The organism is Geotalea uraniireducens Rf4 (assembly GCF_000016745.1).
Classification (GTDB): Bacteria; Desulfobacterota; Desulfuromonadia; order Geobacterales; family Geobacteraceae; genus Geotalea; species Geotalea uraniireducens.
Map to the genome: position 1 here is coordinate 2,179,848 of NC_009483.1, position 17,143 is coordinate 2,196,990.

General features: G+C 53.4%; 14 protein-coding genes. 9 read left to right on the forward strand and 5 right to left on the reverse strand.

Annotated elements, in window-relative coordinates; all coding sequences use genetic code 11:
* Positions 1 to 48: 48 nt before the first annotated feature.
* From fabF to glyA, 3 genes are all read left to right on the forward strand, one after another.
* Complete coding sequence (fabF, locus tag GURA_RS09515; protein ID WP_011938772.1) at positions 49 to 1,281, forward strand: beta-ketoacyl-ACP synthase II; 1,233 nt, start codon at positions 49 to 51, stop codon at positions 1,279 to 1,281.
* 17 nt (positions 1,282 to 1,298) lie between these two features.
* Positions 1,299 to 1,748: a ribose 5-phosphate isomerase B gene (gene rpiB / locus GURA_RS09520; protein WP_011938773.1), complete on the forward strand. Its 450-nt coding sequence runs from the start codon at positions 1,299 to 1,301 to the stop codon at positions 1,746 to 1,748.
* A gap of 97 nt (positions 1,749 to 1,845) precedes the next feature.
* Entirely contained in the window at positions 1,846 to 3,093 is a 1,248-nt protein-coding gene (glyA, locus tag GURA_RS09525) for a serine hydroxymethyltransferase (RefSeq protein WP_011938774.1), read from the forward strand.
* Between the two features lie 78 nt (positions 3,094 to 3,171).
* Here glyA and GURA_RS09530 read toward each other — a convergent pair whose 3' ends face one another.
* Both GURA_RS09530 and GURA_RS09535 read right to left on the reverse strand, forming a co-directional pair.
* Entirely contained in the window at positions 3,172 to 3,696 is a 525-nt protein-coding gene (locus tag GURA_RS09530) for a hypothetical protein (protein ID WP_232278943.1), read from the reverse strand.
* Positions 3,656 to 4,252, reverse strand: coding sequence for a cytochrome c3 family protein (locus GURA_RS09535; RefSeq protein WP_011938776.1), 597 nt, complete (start codon positions 4,250 to 4,252; stop codon positions 3,656 to 3,658). The genes GURA_RS09530 and GURA_RS09535 overlap by 41 nt, the downstream gene beginning before the upstream one ends.
* A 369-nt stretch (positions 4,253 to 4,621) precedes the next feature.
* Here GURA_RS09535 and GURA_RS09540 point away from each other — a divergent pair, with 369 nt between their 5' ends.
* From GURA_RS09540 to GURA_RS09560, 5 genes are all read left to right on the forward strand, one after another.
* Positions 4,622 to 5,797: a carbohydrate-binding protein gene (locus tag GURA_RS09540; protein ID WP_011938777.1), complete on the forward strand. Its 1,176-nt coding sequence runs from the start codon at positions 4,622 to 4,624 to the stop codon at positions 5,795 to 5,797.
* A gap of 12 nt (positions 5,798 to 5,809) precedes the next feature.
* The gene (locus GURA_RS09545; protein ID WP_011938778.1) at positions 5,810 to 8,203 is read left to right on the forward strand and encodes a DNA internalization-related competence protein ComEC/Rec2; all 2,394 of its coding nucleotides are present in this window, start codon (positions 5,810 to 5,812) and stop codon (positions 8,201 to 8,203) included.
* Between the two features lie 116 nt (positions 8,204 to 8,319).
* A complete protein-coding gene (locus GURA_RS09550; RefSeq protein ID WP_011938779.1) occupies positions 8,320 to 9,708 on the forward strand; it encodes a GGDEF domain-containing response regulator in 1,389 nt (462 codons plus the stop codon).
* A gap of 33 nt (positions 9,709 to 9,741) precedes the next feature.
* Entirely contained in the window at positions 9,742 to 10,989 is a 1,248-nt protein-coding gene (hisS, locus tag GURA_RS09555; RefSeq protein WP_011938780.1) for a histidine--tRNA ligase, read from the forward strand.
* Between the two features lie 97 nt (positions 10,990 to 11,086).
* The gene (locus GURA_RS09560; RefSeq protein ID WP_011938781.1) at positions 11,087 to 12,028 is read left to right on the forward strand and encodes a divergent polysaccharide deacetylase family protein; all 942 of its coding nucleotides are present in this window, start codon (positions 11,087 to 11,089) and stop codon (positions 12,026 to 12,028) included.
* Positions 12,029 to 12,097: 69 nt separating this feature from the next.
* Here GURA_RS09560 and GURA_RS09565 read toward each other — a convergent pair whose 3' ends face one another.
* Positions 12,098 to 13,495 (reverse strand): ParA family protein, encoded by a 1,398-nt coding sequence (locus tag GURA_RS09565; RefSeq protein WP_041245876.1) that lies wholly within the window; start codon positions 13,493 to 13,495, stop codon positions 12,098 to 12,100.
* 93 nt (positions 13,496 to 13,588) lie between these two features.
* Here GURA_RS09565 and xseA point away from each other — a divergent pair, with 93 nt between their 5' ends.
* Positions 13,589 to 14,929 carry an exodeoxyribonuclease VII large subunit gene (gene xseA / locus GURA_RS09570; protein WP_011938783.1) on the forward strand — a complete coding sequence of 447 codons (1,341 nt, stop codon included), beginning with the start codon at positions 13,589 to 13,591 and terminating at the stop codon, positions 14,927 to 14,929.
* A gap of 22 nt (positions 14,930 to 14,951) precedes the next feature.
* Here the strand turns inward: xseA and yrfG are convergent, their stop codons facing one another.
* Both yrfG and thrC read right to left on the reverse strand, forming a co-directional pair.
* Positions 14,952 to 15,635 carry a GMP/IMP nucleotidase gene (gene yrfG, locus GURA_RS09575; protein ID WP_011938784.1) on the reverse strand — a complete coding sequence of 228 codons (684 nt, stop codon included), beginning with the start codon at positions 15,633 to 15,635 and terminating at the stop codon, positions 14,952 to 14,954.
* Positions 15,636 to 15,687: 52 nt separating this feature from the next.
* A complete protein-coding gene (gene thrC, locus GURA_RS09580) occupies positions 15,688 to 17,070 on the reverse strand; it encodes a threonine synthase (RefSeq protein WP_011938785.1) in 1,383 nt (460 codons plus the stop codon).
* Positions 17,071 to 17,143: the final 73 nt, after the last annotated feature.

Below are 17,143 nucleotides of genomic sequence, written 5' to 3' on the forward strand. Positions count from 1 at the left end.
GGTACGCGCCTTTTGAAGTGGATTTAGAACGTTAAGGAGCTTCAATTTATGAGAAGAGTCGTAGTAACGGGAGTCGGTGTCGTATCGCCACTTGGAACCGGCAACCAGAAAAACTGGGATGCCGTCACGGCCGGTAAATCAGGTATCGGCCTGATTACGCGGTTCGATGCCACTGACTTGCCAGTACACATAGCAGGCGAGGTAAAGGATTTCGTTGCCGAAGATTTTATCGACAAAAAAGAAATCAAAAAAATGGATTACTTTATTCAGTACGCCTTGGGAGCTGCACATTTTGCCATGGAAGATTCCGGGCTGCAAATAACCGAGGAGAATGCTGAGAGGGTTGGGGTTCTCGTCGGTGCCGGATTGGGCGGATTGCCTGCCATTGAAAGATACCATTCAGCCATGCTGGAGGGTGGGTATAAGAAGATATCCCCTTTCTTCATTCCCATGCTCATCATCAATCTGGCGCCGGGGCATATTTCGATCAAGTACGGTGCCAAAGGTCCGAACGTATCTTCCGTATCCGCCTGCGCTACCGGTACCCATTCCATCGGCGACGCCTATCACATGATCAAGCGCGGTGATGCCGACGCCATGATTGCCGGCGGTACCGAATCAACGGTAACCCCCCTTGGCATCGGCGGATTTTCCGTTATGAAAGCCCTTTCCACCTGTAACGATGATCCTTCTGCTGCGTCGCGTCCTTTTGATAAAAACCGTGACGGATTTGTTCTTGCCGAAGGGGCAGGAATAGTCGTGCTGGAGGAATACGAGGCTGCAAAAAAACGTGGTGCAAAGATATACGCCGAGGTCGCAGGTTACGGCCTGAGCGGTGATGCATATCATCTCACCGCACCGGCCCCTGACGGAGAGGGTGCAGCCCGCTGCATCAAAATGGCGCTTGCCACTGCCGGGGTAAAACCTGAAGAGGTTGATTACATCAATGCCCATGGTACGTCGACACACTTCAACGATCTTTATGAGACCATGGCTATCAAACGGGTTTTCGGCGATCATGCCAAAAAACTGATGGTATCATCTACGAAGTCCATGACCGGTCATCTCCTCGGCGCTGCCGGCGGGGTCGAGGCGGTATTTACCTTGTTGGCCATGGAGAAGGGTGTTGTTCCGCCGACCATAAACTATCAGAATCCCGATCCCGATTGTGACCTGGATTACGTTCCCAACACTGCCCGTAATGCTTCGATCAACTGTGCGCTCAGCAATTCATTCGGTTTTGGCGGCACTAACGCAACGCTTCTCTTTAAAAAGATATAGCGGGAAGGGTGCCAATGATGATAGCAATCGGTAGTGATCATGGCGGCCTGTCTCTGAAAGAGGCATTGAAAAAACTGTTGGCAGAGCGTGGAATCTCCTTTGAGGACTGCGGCACCGATAATGGTGATTCCGTTGATTATCCGGATTTCGGTGTAAAGGTGGCCAGGAAGGTTTCTTCGGGCGAAGTGGAGAAGGGGATACTCGTTTGCGGCACCGGTATCGGTATGTCGATAGTGGCCAACAAATTTCCTCGAGTTCGCGCTGCACTCGTAACGGATTCTTTTATGGCGCAGATGGCCAAGGAACACAATAACGCAAACATACTGGTGCTCGGCGGCAGGGTACTGGATGAGAACGCGGCCAGAACGATGGTGGCAACCTGGTTGGATGCCACATTTGAGGGTGGCCGTCACCAGGCCAGGCTCGACAAAATAGAAGACATCGAAAAGGAACTGCGTAGGTCGTAGTCTGCTGCGCGGCTAAGTTAAATATGTGAAATCAACACTGATTACGGGACTGCTATAGTCCCGTTTCCTTTTCTCATACCAAATAAAGGAGCGACTCATGTCAATTCTGGAAACATTTGACCCGGCGGTAGCAAATGCCATTCGCCTGGAAACCGAACGTCAGGAATATAACCTGGAACTTATTGCCTCGGAGAACTTCGTTTCTGAAGCCGTGATGGAGGCTCAGGGATCGGTGTTAACCAACAAATATGCAGAAGGTTATCCCGGTAAACGTTATTATGGCGGTTGCCACAACGTCGACATCGTCGAGAATCTGGCCATTGAACGGGCCAAGGAGCTTTTTGGTGCTGAACACGCCAATGTGCAGCCACACTCCGGCTCACAGGCAAATATGGCGGTTTATTTTACCGTGCTGAAGCCCGGCGACACGGTATTGGGGATGAACCTGGCCCATGGCGGGCATCTGACCCACGGCAGCCCGGTGAATTTCTCCGGCAAGTTCTTCAATATCGTTCCCTACGGCGTGACCCGGGAAAATCAGACCATCGACTATGATGAGGTGGAAAGACTGACCCTGGAGCACAAACCGAAAATGATAGTCGTCGGAGCCAGCGCCTATCCGCGCATTATCGATTTTGCCGCTTTTCGTAAGGTTGCCGACAAGGTCGGAGCGGTGGTAATGGTGGATATGGCCCACATTGCCGGTCTGGTTGCCGCCGGTCTTCATCCGAGTCCCGTTCCCCATGCCGAGTTTGTCACAACTACCACGCATAAGACATTGCGCGGTCCCCGCGGCGGCATGATTCTTTGCCGCGAGGAGTTTGCCAAGGCACTCAACTCCAATATCTTTCCCGGTATTCAGGGTGGGCCGCTCATGCACGCAATTGCTGCCAAGGCGGTCGCCTTCAAGGAGGCTTTGGCGCCGGAGTTCAAGACATATCAGGAGCAGATCGTAAAGAACGCCAAGGCTCTGGCCGCCGGACTCGTAAAGCAAGGATTCAAACTGACATCGGGCGGAACCGACAACCATCTGATGCTGGTTGACCTCTCAGAAACACAGCTTACCGGCAAAGTAGCCGAAGAAGCACTGGATAAGGCGGGAATCACCGTCAACAAGAACGGTATTCCGTTTGATACCCGTTCTCCCTTTATCACGTCAGGTATTCGTATCGGCACACCTGCTGCCACTACGCACGGCCTCAAAGAGGCGAACATGGAAGAAGTGGCTGTCTTGATTGCCGATGCCCTGGCCAACGTTGAGAATGAAACAAAGCTGGCCGAGGTAAAGGGCCGGGTAAATGCCATGATGAAACGCTTTCCGTTGTATGCCCACCGATTGGCATAGGGTGGCTACAGCAAATGTTGAAAAAGGGGACATGTCATGTCCCCTTTTTTGTTTATAAATTGTTTTGTGCTCCGGTAATCAAAGGCCGCATGCCCTCATTTCCTTGTCCAGCTTATCCCTGCTGATGCCAAGAGCGCGGCATATGGTATCCTTGTCGCAGTGGTAACGGTCCAGGGCCATGAGAAACAGGGCCTTTTTCAGCGAATTGGACAGCTTGTCCATTACATTCGTTTTGCTCGTTGCCGAGATCAGCGAAAAGAGCGGTTCCAGGTTGCGTTCGAACAGCCTGGCGTTTTCATCGATTTTCCTTCTGCCGGACGCGTCCATTCTCTTCACCTTTACGATGTTGGCGATAAAATCGTCCATGTTGTCCTGTACATACCTCAGGGTATCCCAGTGGTTATCAACGGTCATCATCTGACTTGCGGCCTTCTCCGTGCCGGCTTTTCCCTTTCTCATCATAACCACTTCCATGACGCGGTAGCTGCATTCGCCGGCCTTTTCATCCGGCATCATATAACGGTATCCCATGGTCGTATCCTCCTTACCGTCGTTGACGTTTTTATTTGATATGACAGGAGAAGCAGAGGTTGCTGTACTCATTGCTCGTCACCAGGTGGTTCCTATCCGGGTTGAGCGGATTATGGCAACTCAGGCATCCCACCTTGCCGTCGACAAAGAGCATGTTCGGATTGAGGCTGTTGACGCTTCTCAACTGGTCGTTCATATAACTGGCATTCCCGTAATGCATGCCGATCGGATGACTGCCCAGCGCACTTTGCGCAGCATCCGCATCGGGCCGGCTCGTGTTTTTAAAACGGGTATCGTGGGAAGGGGCGCTCGTACCATCGTGGCAGGAGATGCAGTCGAAGGAAAACGCATCGATCTCCAATCGTTCACCGCCGTTGACGATTACCCTGTTATTGTCGCCGGACATCTCGCCGTAGAGTGAGGTGGCAGCCTGCCTGGCGACAGCAAACCGGTTTTGGAATAAGACCTTTTCGTAGGGGTCCTCCAGCTGCCGGGTAAAAGAGCAGATACCCAATGAGCCATCACCAAGCGAAGCAGAAGCGATGCTGGCGGTAGAGACGAAAGCGGAAGCAAAAAGAGCGGCTACCATGAATTTCTTTGCGCCGGATGTAAAGTTTGTCGTTAGCATGGCCTGTCCCTCCTGAAAGCGTTGTATTTACCTTAGCTATTACAACAGCCGTACCAGCGGACGAATAATCTTAAATAATCTTGTAACGCCGCTGAATTATTGAGTAAATCAATAGATACGGCGGGAGGCTAGCTGAAAGAGGGCGGCAGTGCAACTGTTCCAACCCTGCACAGGAGTCATTGCGTAATCAATAAATAGACCGTTATATCAATATGTTAAGAATGAATTGATAAAAGTGAACAGCGGTTCTACTTTGCACAGGCGAAATGGTTAAAGGAATCCTTTAATTCAGGCAAAAGCTGTGTTATATAATCTGAGACCTTAATAGATCGGTAATGTTGCAGACTACGCTGTTGTTTGGGAGGAATTATGAAGAGCATCAGATCATTTGCCGTGATGTTGACCATATGTTTTTTACTCGACGTTACCGGAGGGACGGCTGCCGAGAAAAAACCTGCGGTGAAAAAAGAGGTCGTCAAGCAGGAGGAATTTGCCGCTGACCTGGTTACAGCCTTGGGGTGGGAGGCTGGTCTTCCAGAAAAGCCCAGGGAAAATGATTACTTGGCCATTCTTTCAGGGAAGCGGGTTTTCAGGTTTGAAGCTGAAGATGTCTATGATGTTAAAAACGACAACGTTTCCGTGCGCAACTATTCCTTATACGGTTCCTTTACCGGCAGGGGGTGGGTGAGCGGGGTTGCGGTGCCGACCATTGCCCATTTCAAGGTATTCATTCCGCTGGAAGGGAGCTATAACCTCATCGTTGCTGCCAAGGGGGACGGGCAGAAGTGGCAGGCCGGCGGGAAGGAATTTACCGTCAGTACCGGCGGAAAGCTCAGTGAGGCTGTGGCTGGTGCGATACCTCTAAAAGCCGGGGTGCAGGAACTAAACGTTGTTATCCCTCCTGATGGGGGGGTCGATTACTTTGTACTCGAAGGGCTACCGTTGCCGCCTGTGGAGCCGGTTGGCGGTTGGCATATGCAGAATGTTCTGAAAATGGGGGAGCTGGCGGAGATCACCGCTGCACTCCTCGACCTGGAGAAGCAACTCCCCGATGATCCGACGGATAGTACGAAAACGCTTTCTGCGGCAGATGTTGCACAGCTCCCCCTCACGGTGAAAACCACTACCATCGGTTATCTGGGCAAGTTCATTGCCAAGCAATGGGTGAGGGCCGATTACAGGGGCGCCCAACTGGAAATTCCGTTCAGTGTTGAAAATAGCGCTGTTTATGGTCTCAAAATCAGATTACTGGGTAAGGAGTTGACTGCTGAACTTGATGGCAGGAAAATCATCAGACCGGCCAAGCCCTATCTGGATTGGGTGGATTTAGGCTATTTCCGGCTTGAGCGCGGCACACACAAGCTCCTGGTAGAACTGACGACAAACGGAGGGATCGATGTGGTCCAGTTGACCGGGAAAAAGTCCTCTCCGGCCGAATATATGGCGGTCTGCGGCATGAAGGGCGATCCCGAAGCCCCTGTTAAACGCCCGGAACTGGATAAAATTCTGGCTTCTCTGGTAGAACGTTTCAAGGGCAGAAAATAAGCGGAGAGAGCGGTGATAGAGAGACCGCTATTCATTCCCCTTGCTTCGATAATAGCGGGTCTCTCCATTGCCGGGTTTTATTCGTTTTTTTTGCCCGAAAACCTACTTCTGCCCCTGTTGGCCGTATCGTTCTTTACGATTTTCGTTCGGAATCGACTCTCCTTCCTTATTGCCATTTCTCTGCTTTTTTTCTGCTGGGGTAACCTCGCGGTAAAGCCTTTAATTCAACCCCGTCTCGAAATCAACCACATTGCGAACTTTGTCGGCGATAAAACGGTGACCATTGAAGGGGTTATCGACGGTCGTCCCGAGGCGACTGAACTGGGAAGCAGGCTTTATCTGCACGTTGAGCGCCTCTTTGCCGGGGAGAGGCATGCTGCTGTAACGGGCCGACTTTTGCTGCATGTCGGAGAAGCTCGGGTTACGTTTCTGACCGGCGACCGGGTAAGGTTCGTCACGCATCTGCACAAACCGAGGAATTACGGTTTGCCCGGTGAATTCGACTATGCGCGATTCCTGGCATTCAAAGAGGTTTTTGTAACTGCTTTTGTGAAAGGGGCGGATGATGTGATTCTTATCCGGGAGGGGGTCGATAATCGGCCGCAAAGGCGTATCGACCATCTCGCCTCAGGGATGGGACGGTTTATCGGCAGTGCGATCCCGGGAGTGGAAGGTTCGATTCTTCGGGCGCTCCTCATCGGGGAGAGGGGTTACGTTCCGCGTAAGCTTGAAGATGACTATTCGCGGACCGGTGTCAATCATATCCTCTCGATTTCCGGATTCCATGTGGGCATCATCGCCCTGTTCGTTTTCCAGCTTCTGCTGGCGGCCGGCCGCAGCTCGGAATTTCTCACCCTTCATTTTAACCTGCGCAAATGCATTCTTGTCATCACCCTGCCCGTTATTGTCTTCTATCTCCTTCTTTCCGGAACCGCACCGGCAACTGCCCGCTCGGTGATAATGATCGCCGCATACGTTGTTGCCTTGATTCTCGAACGGGAGGTCGAGCCGGTTAGCAGTCTGCTTTTGGCCGCTATGGTTATTCTCGCACTCTCGCCCGCGGCGCTGTTCGATATTTCATTCCAGTTGTCGTTCCTTGCCCTATGGGGAATTCTGATCCTCACGCCGCTTTTCATGGTCCCTTTTACCGCGGTGTCCAATGCATTGCTGCGCAAGCTGCTGCTCTTCTTTATGGCCTCTTTTGCCGCAACCATTGCCACTCTCTTCCCCGTTGCGTATTATTTTCACAGGGTTTCCTTTACCGGCCTTATCAGCAATTTCGTCGTGGTGCCTCTCATGGGTTACGGCGCCGTGGTGCTCGGTTTCTCTGCTCTTCCACTCATCTCAGTAGCCCCTTTCCTTGCCCGCTTGCTGCTTGTGGCCGCAGCGTTTCTGGTAAAAATATCCAATGCCTTCATACAGTTTCTGGCCCGGATTCCTTCCCTGCCGCTCTTAAACCCAACGCCCCTTGACCTGTTTCTTTTTTACCTGGTGCTAGTTGTTCTCACTTTCGTCTCGGGGAAGAGGACGCGGCTTGTCCTCTGCGGCTCGTTTCTGGCCGTATCTGTTGCTAACGCCCTGCTAGCTTCGGAACGGGAAAGCGGCGGGCTGAAGATGACATTCTTCAGTGTCGGCCAGGGAGAATCCACCCTGATAACCTTTCCCGACGGCAAGCGGATGCTCGTTGACGGTGGCGGGTCGGCAAGGGAAGGTGCAAGCGACGTCGGTGAAAGACTCCTTGCCCCCGCCCTGTGGAGCATGGGCATCAGGCGCATCGACTACATGGTGCTGACCCACATCCATCCCGATCATCTCCAGGGATTGCTCTATATTGCCGATAACTTTGATGTGGGTGAGTTCTGGGAGAGCGGTGTTTATGCGGAGAGCGAGGACTACCGGACACTGAAACGCATATTGGTGGCCAAAAGAGTGCCGCTCCGGGAGGTCAATGCCTCCAATCCGGCTATTACCGTTGCCGGAGCCCGCATTGAATTCCTGTCGCCGGAATCCCCGGCACATGGCGGTGCAGATTGCAATCATGGGGATCCCAATGACGACTCCCTTGCCTTTCGCCTCGTTTACAGGGAGGGGAGCGTCCTCTTCACCGGCGACATGGGCACAGAAGCCGAGCAACGCCTGATCTGCAATCCGCAGCGCCTGGGAGCGACGGTGCTTAAGGTTGCGCACCACGGCAGCAGATACTCCACGTCACAGTCGTTTCTTGATGCAGTGTCGCCGGAGATTGCCGTAATCTCTGCGGGCTACGGGAATAGTTTTCATCTTCCTGCTGCAGAAACCCTTTCAAAGCTGCGGGGAAAAGGGGTCCAAACCTGTAGAACCGATCTGGACGGCACTATTCATCTGGCCTATGATGCAGCGGCCGAAAAATTTGCCGTTGTCAGGTAGAACAGGAACGGGCATTTTAATTGACAGAATTCAGAATTATCTGTTAGTTTGAGGTTGTTAAACCTCCCGCTAAGCTTCCAAAACTCGTTAAATACACGATTCAGGAGATCCCCTTCATGGAGAGGATTCTTGTAGTTGAAGATGATAGTTTTTTCAGGGAGGTATTTGCCGATCTCCTCATCGAAGACGGTTTCCATGTCGATGTGGCCGCTTCAGGTGAACAGGCCCTGGTAATGGTACAAAACCGTGAATACCAGCTTGTGGTGACCGATCTTGTAATGCCGGATATCACCGGGCTTGACATTCTATCCAAGGTCAAGCAGCTCGATCCCACCATTGATGTCATTATGGTTACCGGCCATGCCAACATGGAAACGGCGATATTCGCCTTGAAAAACGGCGCCAGGGATTATCTGGTCAAGCCGATAAACCACGACGAATTCAAGCATGCAGTCGCCTTGTGTTTCGAGCAGCGACGGCTTCTCGACGAAAATCAGGAATTGAAGGGGCTGATAAATCTCTATCATGTAAGTCAGACCATAGCGAACTGTCTTGACCTTGAGCGTATTCATACGCTGCTCGTCGATTCGTTGGCCAAGGAATTCGCCGTAAGCCGGGGGCTTGGATACTTTCTGGACGGTGCCGACAACCTGGAGTTGAAAGCGCTTAAAGGGGTAAGCGAGGCCAGTGCCGGACGGCTTGGGGAGTTGATCCTATCCAGATACAACGTGCAGGGGGAAGATTCCCGCAGTTTTGTTCTGCTCCATGACTTCATGCAGCCTGATGCGGATTTCGGCTTGGGGACTGACGGAGACATGAAAGAGGCGATGCTCTTTTTTGTCCGGTCCAGAACAGTTCTCCAGGGTATTGTGATTCTTTTCAGTGAACCGGGGACAAGTTTTCCGGCGGATATCCAGTTCAAGAATATTAATTTCCTGCTCGATCAGTCTTCCTTGGCGCTGGAAAATGCGGTTCGCTACAACAATGCCAAGAATCTCCTCTATATCGACGAACTTACCGGCCTTTTCAATTACCGCTATCTGGACGTTGCCCTTGAACGCGAGATCAGGAGGGCCGAGCGGTACGGCTCCCACATATCGGTTATCTTCCTCGATATCGACCTGTTCAAGCGGGTTAATGACATGTATGGACACCTCGTCGGCAGCAGGGCGCTGAACGAAGTGGGGATACTGCTGAAAAAGTCGGTGCGCGACGTGGACACGGTTATTCGATACGGGGGAGATGAGTACACCATTATCCTCATCGAAACCGGGATCGATGGGGCTGCAGCCGTCGCAGAACGTATCCGCAGATCGATTGAAGCGCACGGTTTTATGGCGGCAGACGGCCTGAACCTCAAGCTGACCGCCAGCCTGGGATACGCCTGTTATCCTGAAGACGCAAAAACGAAGACGGAACTCCTGGAGCTGGCTGATCAGGCCATGTATCGCGGTAAGGCCGACGGCAAAAACAGGGTTTTTTATGTTTCCGCGAAAAATAACTAAATAATTTTCATCCGGACAAGGAGAACAACAAGCGTGGCGATCAGCGGCATCAAGGGTTTTAACGACATACTTCCCGGAGAAGTGGAAAAGTGGCAGCACATTGAGGCAACTGCCCGGCGGGTCTTTGAATTGTACGGATTTGCGGAGATCAGGGTGCCGATACTGGAGAAAACGGAATTGTTTTGCCGTTCTATCGGCGACTCCACCGATATCGTCGAAAAGGAGATGTATTCCTTCACCGATAAGGGGGAAAACAGCGTCACCATGCGCCCGGAAGGAACGGCCAGCGTTATGCGTGCCTTCATCGAGCATAAGCTTTATGTTGCCGATGCGGTTGCCAAGCTTTATTACATGGGCCCCATGTTCCGTTATGAGCGGCCGCAAAAAGGTCGTTACCGTCAGTTCCACCAGATAGGAGCCGAGGTTACCGGGGTGACTGATCCAAAGGTTGATGCCCAGGTTCTGACCATGCTCTGTCATTTTTTTGCCGAACTTGGCCTTGACGAGCCGTCATTGCAGATCAACTCTCTTGGTTGCCCGGACTGCAGGCCGCAGTATCGGCAGGTGCTGAAGGATTTCCTCCGTTCCAGGCTCGAGTACCTCTGCGACGACTGCAAAAGAAGGTTTGAAACCAACCCGCTCAGGGCGCTTGACTGTAAATCGACCGGTTGCAAGGAGGCCACTGTTGGAGCGCCATCGGTACTGGACCACCTCTGCGCCAGCTGCAACGACCATTTTACCAGAACCAGGCAGCATCTTGAGGCGGTCGGCACCACCTACAGTATCAATGCGCGCATGGTCAGGGGGCTCGATTATTACACCCGCACCACCTTTGAACTTGTTACCGGCCTTCTCGGCTCCCAGAGCGCAGTTGCCGCCGGAGGTCGTTACGACGGCCTGATATCCGATCTTGGCGGACCGCAACTTCCAGGCATCGGCTTTGCCATGGGGGTGGAGAGGGTGGCGCTTCTCCTTGCTGAAAAGGATTTTCGCAAACGCCCCGACCTGTTCATTGCCGCCCTCGGTGAATCGGCTCAAAATATGGCATTCAGGCTGATGTGCGGGCTGCAGAAGGAAGGCGCTGCAGTGGAGATCGATTATGAAGGTAAAAGCCTGAAAAGCCAGATGCGCCGCGCTGACAAGTTCAACGCTCGTTTTACCCTGATTATCGGTGATGATGAACTGACAAAGGGGGCTGCGGGTCTGAAAAACATGGACGAGGGGAGCCAGTCGGACGTAGAACTGAACGTCGGTGTCATTGCGCAGCGGATAAAGGGGTAGCTTCCGGCAGTCACTTCACGATAGCCGCCTGAACGGTATCTTACCGGCAGGCGGCTTTTATTTAGTTGAACAGCATTTGTCTTTGGAGGGTGCGGTTTTGGCGAAAAAGAAAAAAGGCTCAAACAGGAGGAAAAGCTCCGGGAACAAGAGGCCGTTTGCGGCGTTGCTGATAACGGTCCTCCTCATTATCCTCGCCTTTTATCTGCTGGAAAAAACGAAGCGCGGCGCATCGGAAAAACCTGCGGAGAAGCCGCAGGTGAGCGAGCGGCTCAAGATGCCGTCGCATCCTGCTCCGCAAGCGGCAAAACATGCTGCATACTCAGCGGCAGTTGTTGCACCGGTTGCCCGGGTAAGGCCGAAGCCGCATCCAACCGGCTCCGGCACTGTTGCCATTATTGTCGATGACATGGGAAGCAGCATGCAGGAAGTCCGCTCGTTGATGGCAATCGACATTCCCGTCACATTTTCCATAATTCCCGGTCTGGCCAAGTCAAAAGGTGTCGCAGAAGCGGCCCACGGCAACGGCGGGGAGGTCATGGTGCATATGCCGATGGAGCCGAAGGGGTATCCGAAGCAGCGCATGGAAAAGAACGGCCTGCTCCTGTCTGAAAGCGATGAGGAAATCGCGGCCAAGGTGAAAGCCTATCTGCAGGCGGTCCCCTACGCCGTTGGGGCAAACAACCATATGGGATCACGTTTTACCGAGAATGAGGAAAAAATGCAGTCCGTTCTGAAGGTGCTGAAAGGGAGGGAGATGTTTTTTGTCGACAGCAAGACTTCGCCCGCTTCCGTCGGCTACAGCCTGGCACGGAAAATGGGATTGAAGGCGGGGACGCGGCAGGTGTTCCTCGACAATGTACAGAATGTGGCAGCCATCAAGGCCCAACTCCAGCAGGTGGCTGATACGGCAAGAAAACGGGGGAGCGCCATTGCCATCTGTCACCCCCATCAGACTACCATCCAGGCGCTGTCATCCATGTTGCCGGCGTTGAAAAAGGACGGCATAACCTTCGTTTATGCCTCACAACTGGTCAGTTAAACGGTAGTATTAAAAACAAAAGTTCGCCGCTGAATTCCCGCCATTCTTAACGCAGGAAACCCTGTCCTGTCAGTTTATCTGCTCCGCAATACTTTTTCTCAGCTTTGTCAGTTCACGGTAGTTTTCTTCGACGAGAATGGCTTCCGGGTTCTTGGCGTTCACCGGATGCACGAGGAGAAAGGCGTCCCTGAACGTGCCGCCGTAACCGTCCAGCGTTCCCGACATGAGAGTGAATAGTTGTTCCGGTTTATCCGTCGTCCCTTCCCGGTGCTCCATCAGAGGATAAGATTTTCTCGATATTTGTGCACCGCTGAGATCGAAGCGGTGGCACTCGACTTCTGCCCCATTGCCGTTTATCCGGGGCTTGAAGGCAAAAGCCGATTCTTTCGCGGTATCGTGCAGCATGAGCCGGACAGGATCGTCAGCGGCGAGATGGGTGTTGATGTTATATAGCGATGACATGAGGAAATCGGAAAAACAGGCTTCTTCCATAAAGCCGGTGGCACCGCCGTCGGATGTCTCATAAAAGTATGATACCCCGTGCTGCTTATCAAGGGAGAGAGGTCGGCCGCACAAGAGGCAGTCCGATTTGAGGCCGCTCAGCCGGGCAAAAAAGGCCTCTTTCTTCCGGTCGTTTTCGGCAGTGAGCCATTGATGGAATAGATATGAGCGGGGCTCTTTCGTGGCCTTGATCTCTTCCATGACCACCTTTGCCAGTTGGGTGAACTGGCCGAAGACATCGGTGCCGCGGCCGTGGGTCAGGATCGGGTAGATTTTGCCGTCCGGGTTGGTGTTGAGACTTTCCACTTTGGGGCTTTTCGATATGTATATGTCGCGACAGCGGTAGCCGCGGTTGATGGCATAGGCTTTCAGAAGGGTCTTCTGATCGTTGAACATCCCTTCGAACTTGATCCGTTCGTCAATCAGGCAGGGAATGAGGGATAAACTCTTCTTGTCCAGCCCTCTCTTGTCGAACAGGTCGAAGATGTTGCGGCAGTTTTCCATGCTTGCCAGGTCCTTGATCGGGATGATGACCTGATCGGCCGCATAGAGAGCGTTCTGGGTGAGGACATCCAGGTCGGGCCTGGTATCGATGATGAGAACACCTGGAATGTCCGAGGCGGCCAGCAGGCGCGCCAGAACCATCGGCCCCTTGACGGAACTTTTGAGGTCGGCGAGGGCCGTGGATGAGGGGATGTAGTTGACGCCGTATTGCCCCGTGTAGAGGAGTTCCCTTCCGGTGGTCTCCAGCAGCAGATCAGACACATCGCTGTTCAGTTTCTGTCCCTTGATGGCAAACATCTTGTCGATGGTGAAGTGGTTGTCAAAAGAGAAGATGGAAACCGGCAGGTTTTCGTCGAGCGCTTTGATAAAAATGGCGAGATTGGTGGCGAGGGTCGTCTTGCCGACCCCCCCTTTTTCCGAAGAAACGGTGATGATGTATGGATAATTTTTCATGGCGCACATCATACAATGAAGTCATCATCATGGTCAACCGGTTTGACATGGGCGGGGCACTGTGATAGAAACTTGTCACTGTGGCGCATTTGGGAGGCTTGGGTGGAATTGTTCGCTGAAAAAAGGATTCTTACCGTCAGTCAGCTCAACGGGTTGATTCGCGGGGTGCTTGAGGAAAATTTCGAGCAGGTCTGGGTGGAGGGGGAGATCTCCAACCTTGCCATGCCGCACTCCGGACATCTCTATTTCACCCTCAAGGATGCCGGCGCCCAGGTACGATGCGTTATGTTCCGCGCCTCTTCCCGGGCGCTGAAATTCAAGCCGAAAGACGGCATGGGGCTCATCGTCCGCGGCAGGGTATCGGTTTTCGAGCCGCGGGGAGAATATCAGCTTATCGTCGAATATCTGGAGCCGCAGGGGATCGGCGCGCTCCAGCTCGCCTTTATCCAGCTTAAGGAGCGGCTGGCCAAAGAGGGGCTCTTTGCCGAAACGCATAAAAAGCCGATTCCAAAGCTGCCGCAGCGTATCGGTGTGGTGACGTCCGCAACCGGCGCGGCGATCCACGACATACTCAATGTGCTCAATCGTCGCTTTGCCAACGTTCAGGTGCTGATCCGTCCGGTGAAGGTGCAGGGGGAGGGGGCGGCCGGGGAGATCGCTGCGGCGATCCGGGACTTCAACCGCTATCGGGAAATCGACGTGATGATCGTCGGGCGCGGCGGCGGTTCCCTTGAGGACCTATGGGCATTCAACGAAGAGGTGGTGGCGCGGGCCATCTACGAGTCGAAAATCCCGGTGATTTCTGCTGTCGGTCACGAGATAGATTTTACCATCGCCGATTTTGTCGCCGACCTGCGTGCACCGACCCCGTCGGCAGCCGCGGAGCTGGTGGTAAAGAGCAAGGCCGAGCTGGCGTCCGACCTGGACGCTTTATCCCACCGGCTTGTCTTGGCCATGCGCCATTGTCTTGAGGACTGTTGGGGGGATGTGAACGGCTTGACCCGGGCATTAAAGGACCCTTCGTTATTGCTCGGTCATCTGGCACAGCGGGTCGATGACCTTGACGAACGGATCAAGCATGCCGTGCAGGTTATGTTGCTGCGGCGTAAGGAAAAGGCCGCTTTTCTGCAAAACCGCCTCCGTCTGCAAAATCCCGCCTTGCAGGTTGAACAGGGTAAGGAGCTCCTGCTCGGCTACTGTGCCAGGATGGAGAACACCATGGAGCGGTTGCTGGAGCGAGCCAGACAGGCGGCAGCGGTAAGCGCCGGGAAACTCCATGCGCTCTCGCCATTGGCGACCCTGGCCCGCGGCTACAGTATCGTACGGAAGTTGCCGGATATGTCTGTCATTAGTGACAGCAGCCAGGTTGAGCCGGGCGATCTGCTGGATCTGACATTTCAGCAGGGGGGAGCGCACTGCCGGGTTGAAACGAAGCACGACTGAATTGACCGCAAGAATCCCCCGTTCAGGTCAATGTTACTTCGAGTTCGCCTTCGGGCGGAATGAGCTGGCTGAAGTAGTGAATGGAGGTATAGCTGCCGGATGCCTCAGGCTTGACCGTAGAGCTGAAGCGGCTTACGTAGATGAGATACTTAATGCCGTAACATTGGGCTGTAGACAGGTTGGTTTCACTGTCTTCACCGAGCAGGGTCCTTTCCGGCCGGTATGGTATCCTGTTATGCAAGGCGGTCCAGAATGCAACGTCTTCCTTAGGCAGGCCCAGTTCGTGGGCTGAGATGATGCCGGTAAAATACGGACCGATGCGTGTTTTGTTCAGTTTCAGCGCCAACGTCTTGCTGTGCGCATTGGTCACGAGGTAGATTTGCTTGTTGTGTCGTTTGAGATAAAGGAGGAACTCCACGACGAAGGGATGGACAGCAATGAGGTGGTCGACTTCCTGTTTCAAAAGCGGTATATCAAGGCCGAGCTGTTCGGTCCAGTAGTCGAGGTCGGTCCAGTTGAGGGTGTTTTCCTGGGACCTGAAGTGGCTGTATAGAAAGCTCTTTGCTTCGTCCAGGGAGAGACGGTGTTTCGCTGCGTACCTCTTCGGCACATGCTCCAGCCAGAAATGGTCGTCAAAATGACGATCCAGGAGAGTGCCGTCCATATCCAGGAGGACGGTGTCGATGTCGTTCCAGTTAAGCTTCATGTAGAGATTCTGTTATCCTGAAAACGATAGATTTACGTTAAAGAAAAGGCCCTTATCGGGCCTTTTCCGCTATGAATTTCTCGATTGCCGTCCGATTTGCCTCCATGATCTCGCAGCGTGTCGGCAGTTGTTCGATTCCTGCCAGGCACGCCGGGAATGGCGGAGCGGTACCGGTAGCCTTTTCCACGGCTTCACCGAACTTGGCCGGATGCGCCGTGGCCAGACAGACGGCTGTGCCGTCCGTAACGCACGCCAGTGCGGCCTTGACGCCCACTGCCGTGTGCGGGTCCAGGAGATAGCCGGTTTCTTGGTGAAAAGCGGCAATCGTATCCAGGGTTTCCTGTTCGTTGACCGAGCGGGAGGCGAACTCTCGCCGTACCGTTCTCATCTCCTCATCCGTGAAATCCATGCGGCCGGTTGCGGCAAAGCGGGTAAATATGTCGCGGACCCTCGCCGGGTTTTCGTCGAACAGGTAATAGAGGTAGCGTTCGAAATTGGAGGCGACCTGAATATCCATGGAAGGAGAAACGGTCTGCACCACGGAGCCTATTGAGTAGTCCCCCTCGTTGATAAAGCGGGTGAGGATGTTGTTTTCATTGGTAGCCAGGAGCAGTTTATCGATGGGAAGTCCCATGCGTTTTGCCACAAAACCGGCAAAAATATCGCCGAAGTTGCCGGTCGGCACGGAGAAGGTAATGGGGGAATCCACTTCATCGCTGACCCTGAACCAGGCGTAGAAATAATAAACTACCTGCGCCAGAACCCGTGCCCAGTTTATGGAGTTTACCGCTCCAAGTGCGTACTTTTCCTTGAAGGTAAGGTCGTTGAACAGTTCCTTGACGATGTTCTGGCAATCGTCAAAGGTTCCTTTGACCGCTATGTTGTGCACATTGGCGTCAAGCACGGTGGTCATCTGGCGCGCCTGGATGGGTGAAGTCTTGCCATGGGGGTGAAGAATGAAGATGTTGATGTTTTCCTTGCCGCGTACCCCGTAAATGGCAGCGCTCCCCGTGTCGCCCGAGGTCGCGCCGACTATGTTCATTTTTTGCCCGCTCTCCTTGAGCAGGTATTCGAAAAGGTTCCCTAAAAACTGCAGCGCGACATCCTTGAATGCCAGAGTCGGGCCGTGGAAAAGCTCTGCAATGTAAACCCCGTTTTCCTTCACCACCGGAGTGATCTCTTTGTGGTCAAAGCTGTCGTAGGAGCTGTCGATGAGGCGTTTCAGGTCGTTTGCCGGAATGTCGTCGGCAAACAGGGAAATGATCCGGAATGCCAGCTCACGGTAGGGGAGTTGGCGCCATGAAGAAAGGGTTGCGGCGTCTATGGCCGGAATTCGCTCGGGGAGGAGCAGGCCGCCGTCGGTGGCCAGTCCCATCATCACTGCTTCCTTAAAGCCGACCGGCTGGATGTTGCCTCTGGTGCTGATGTATTTCATGGTTCGTGTCTCTCTGAAAATTATAATAGTGTGAAACCTGGCAGGCGACACATACTAGCAGGTAAAACTCAAA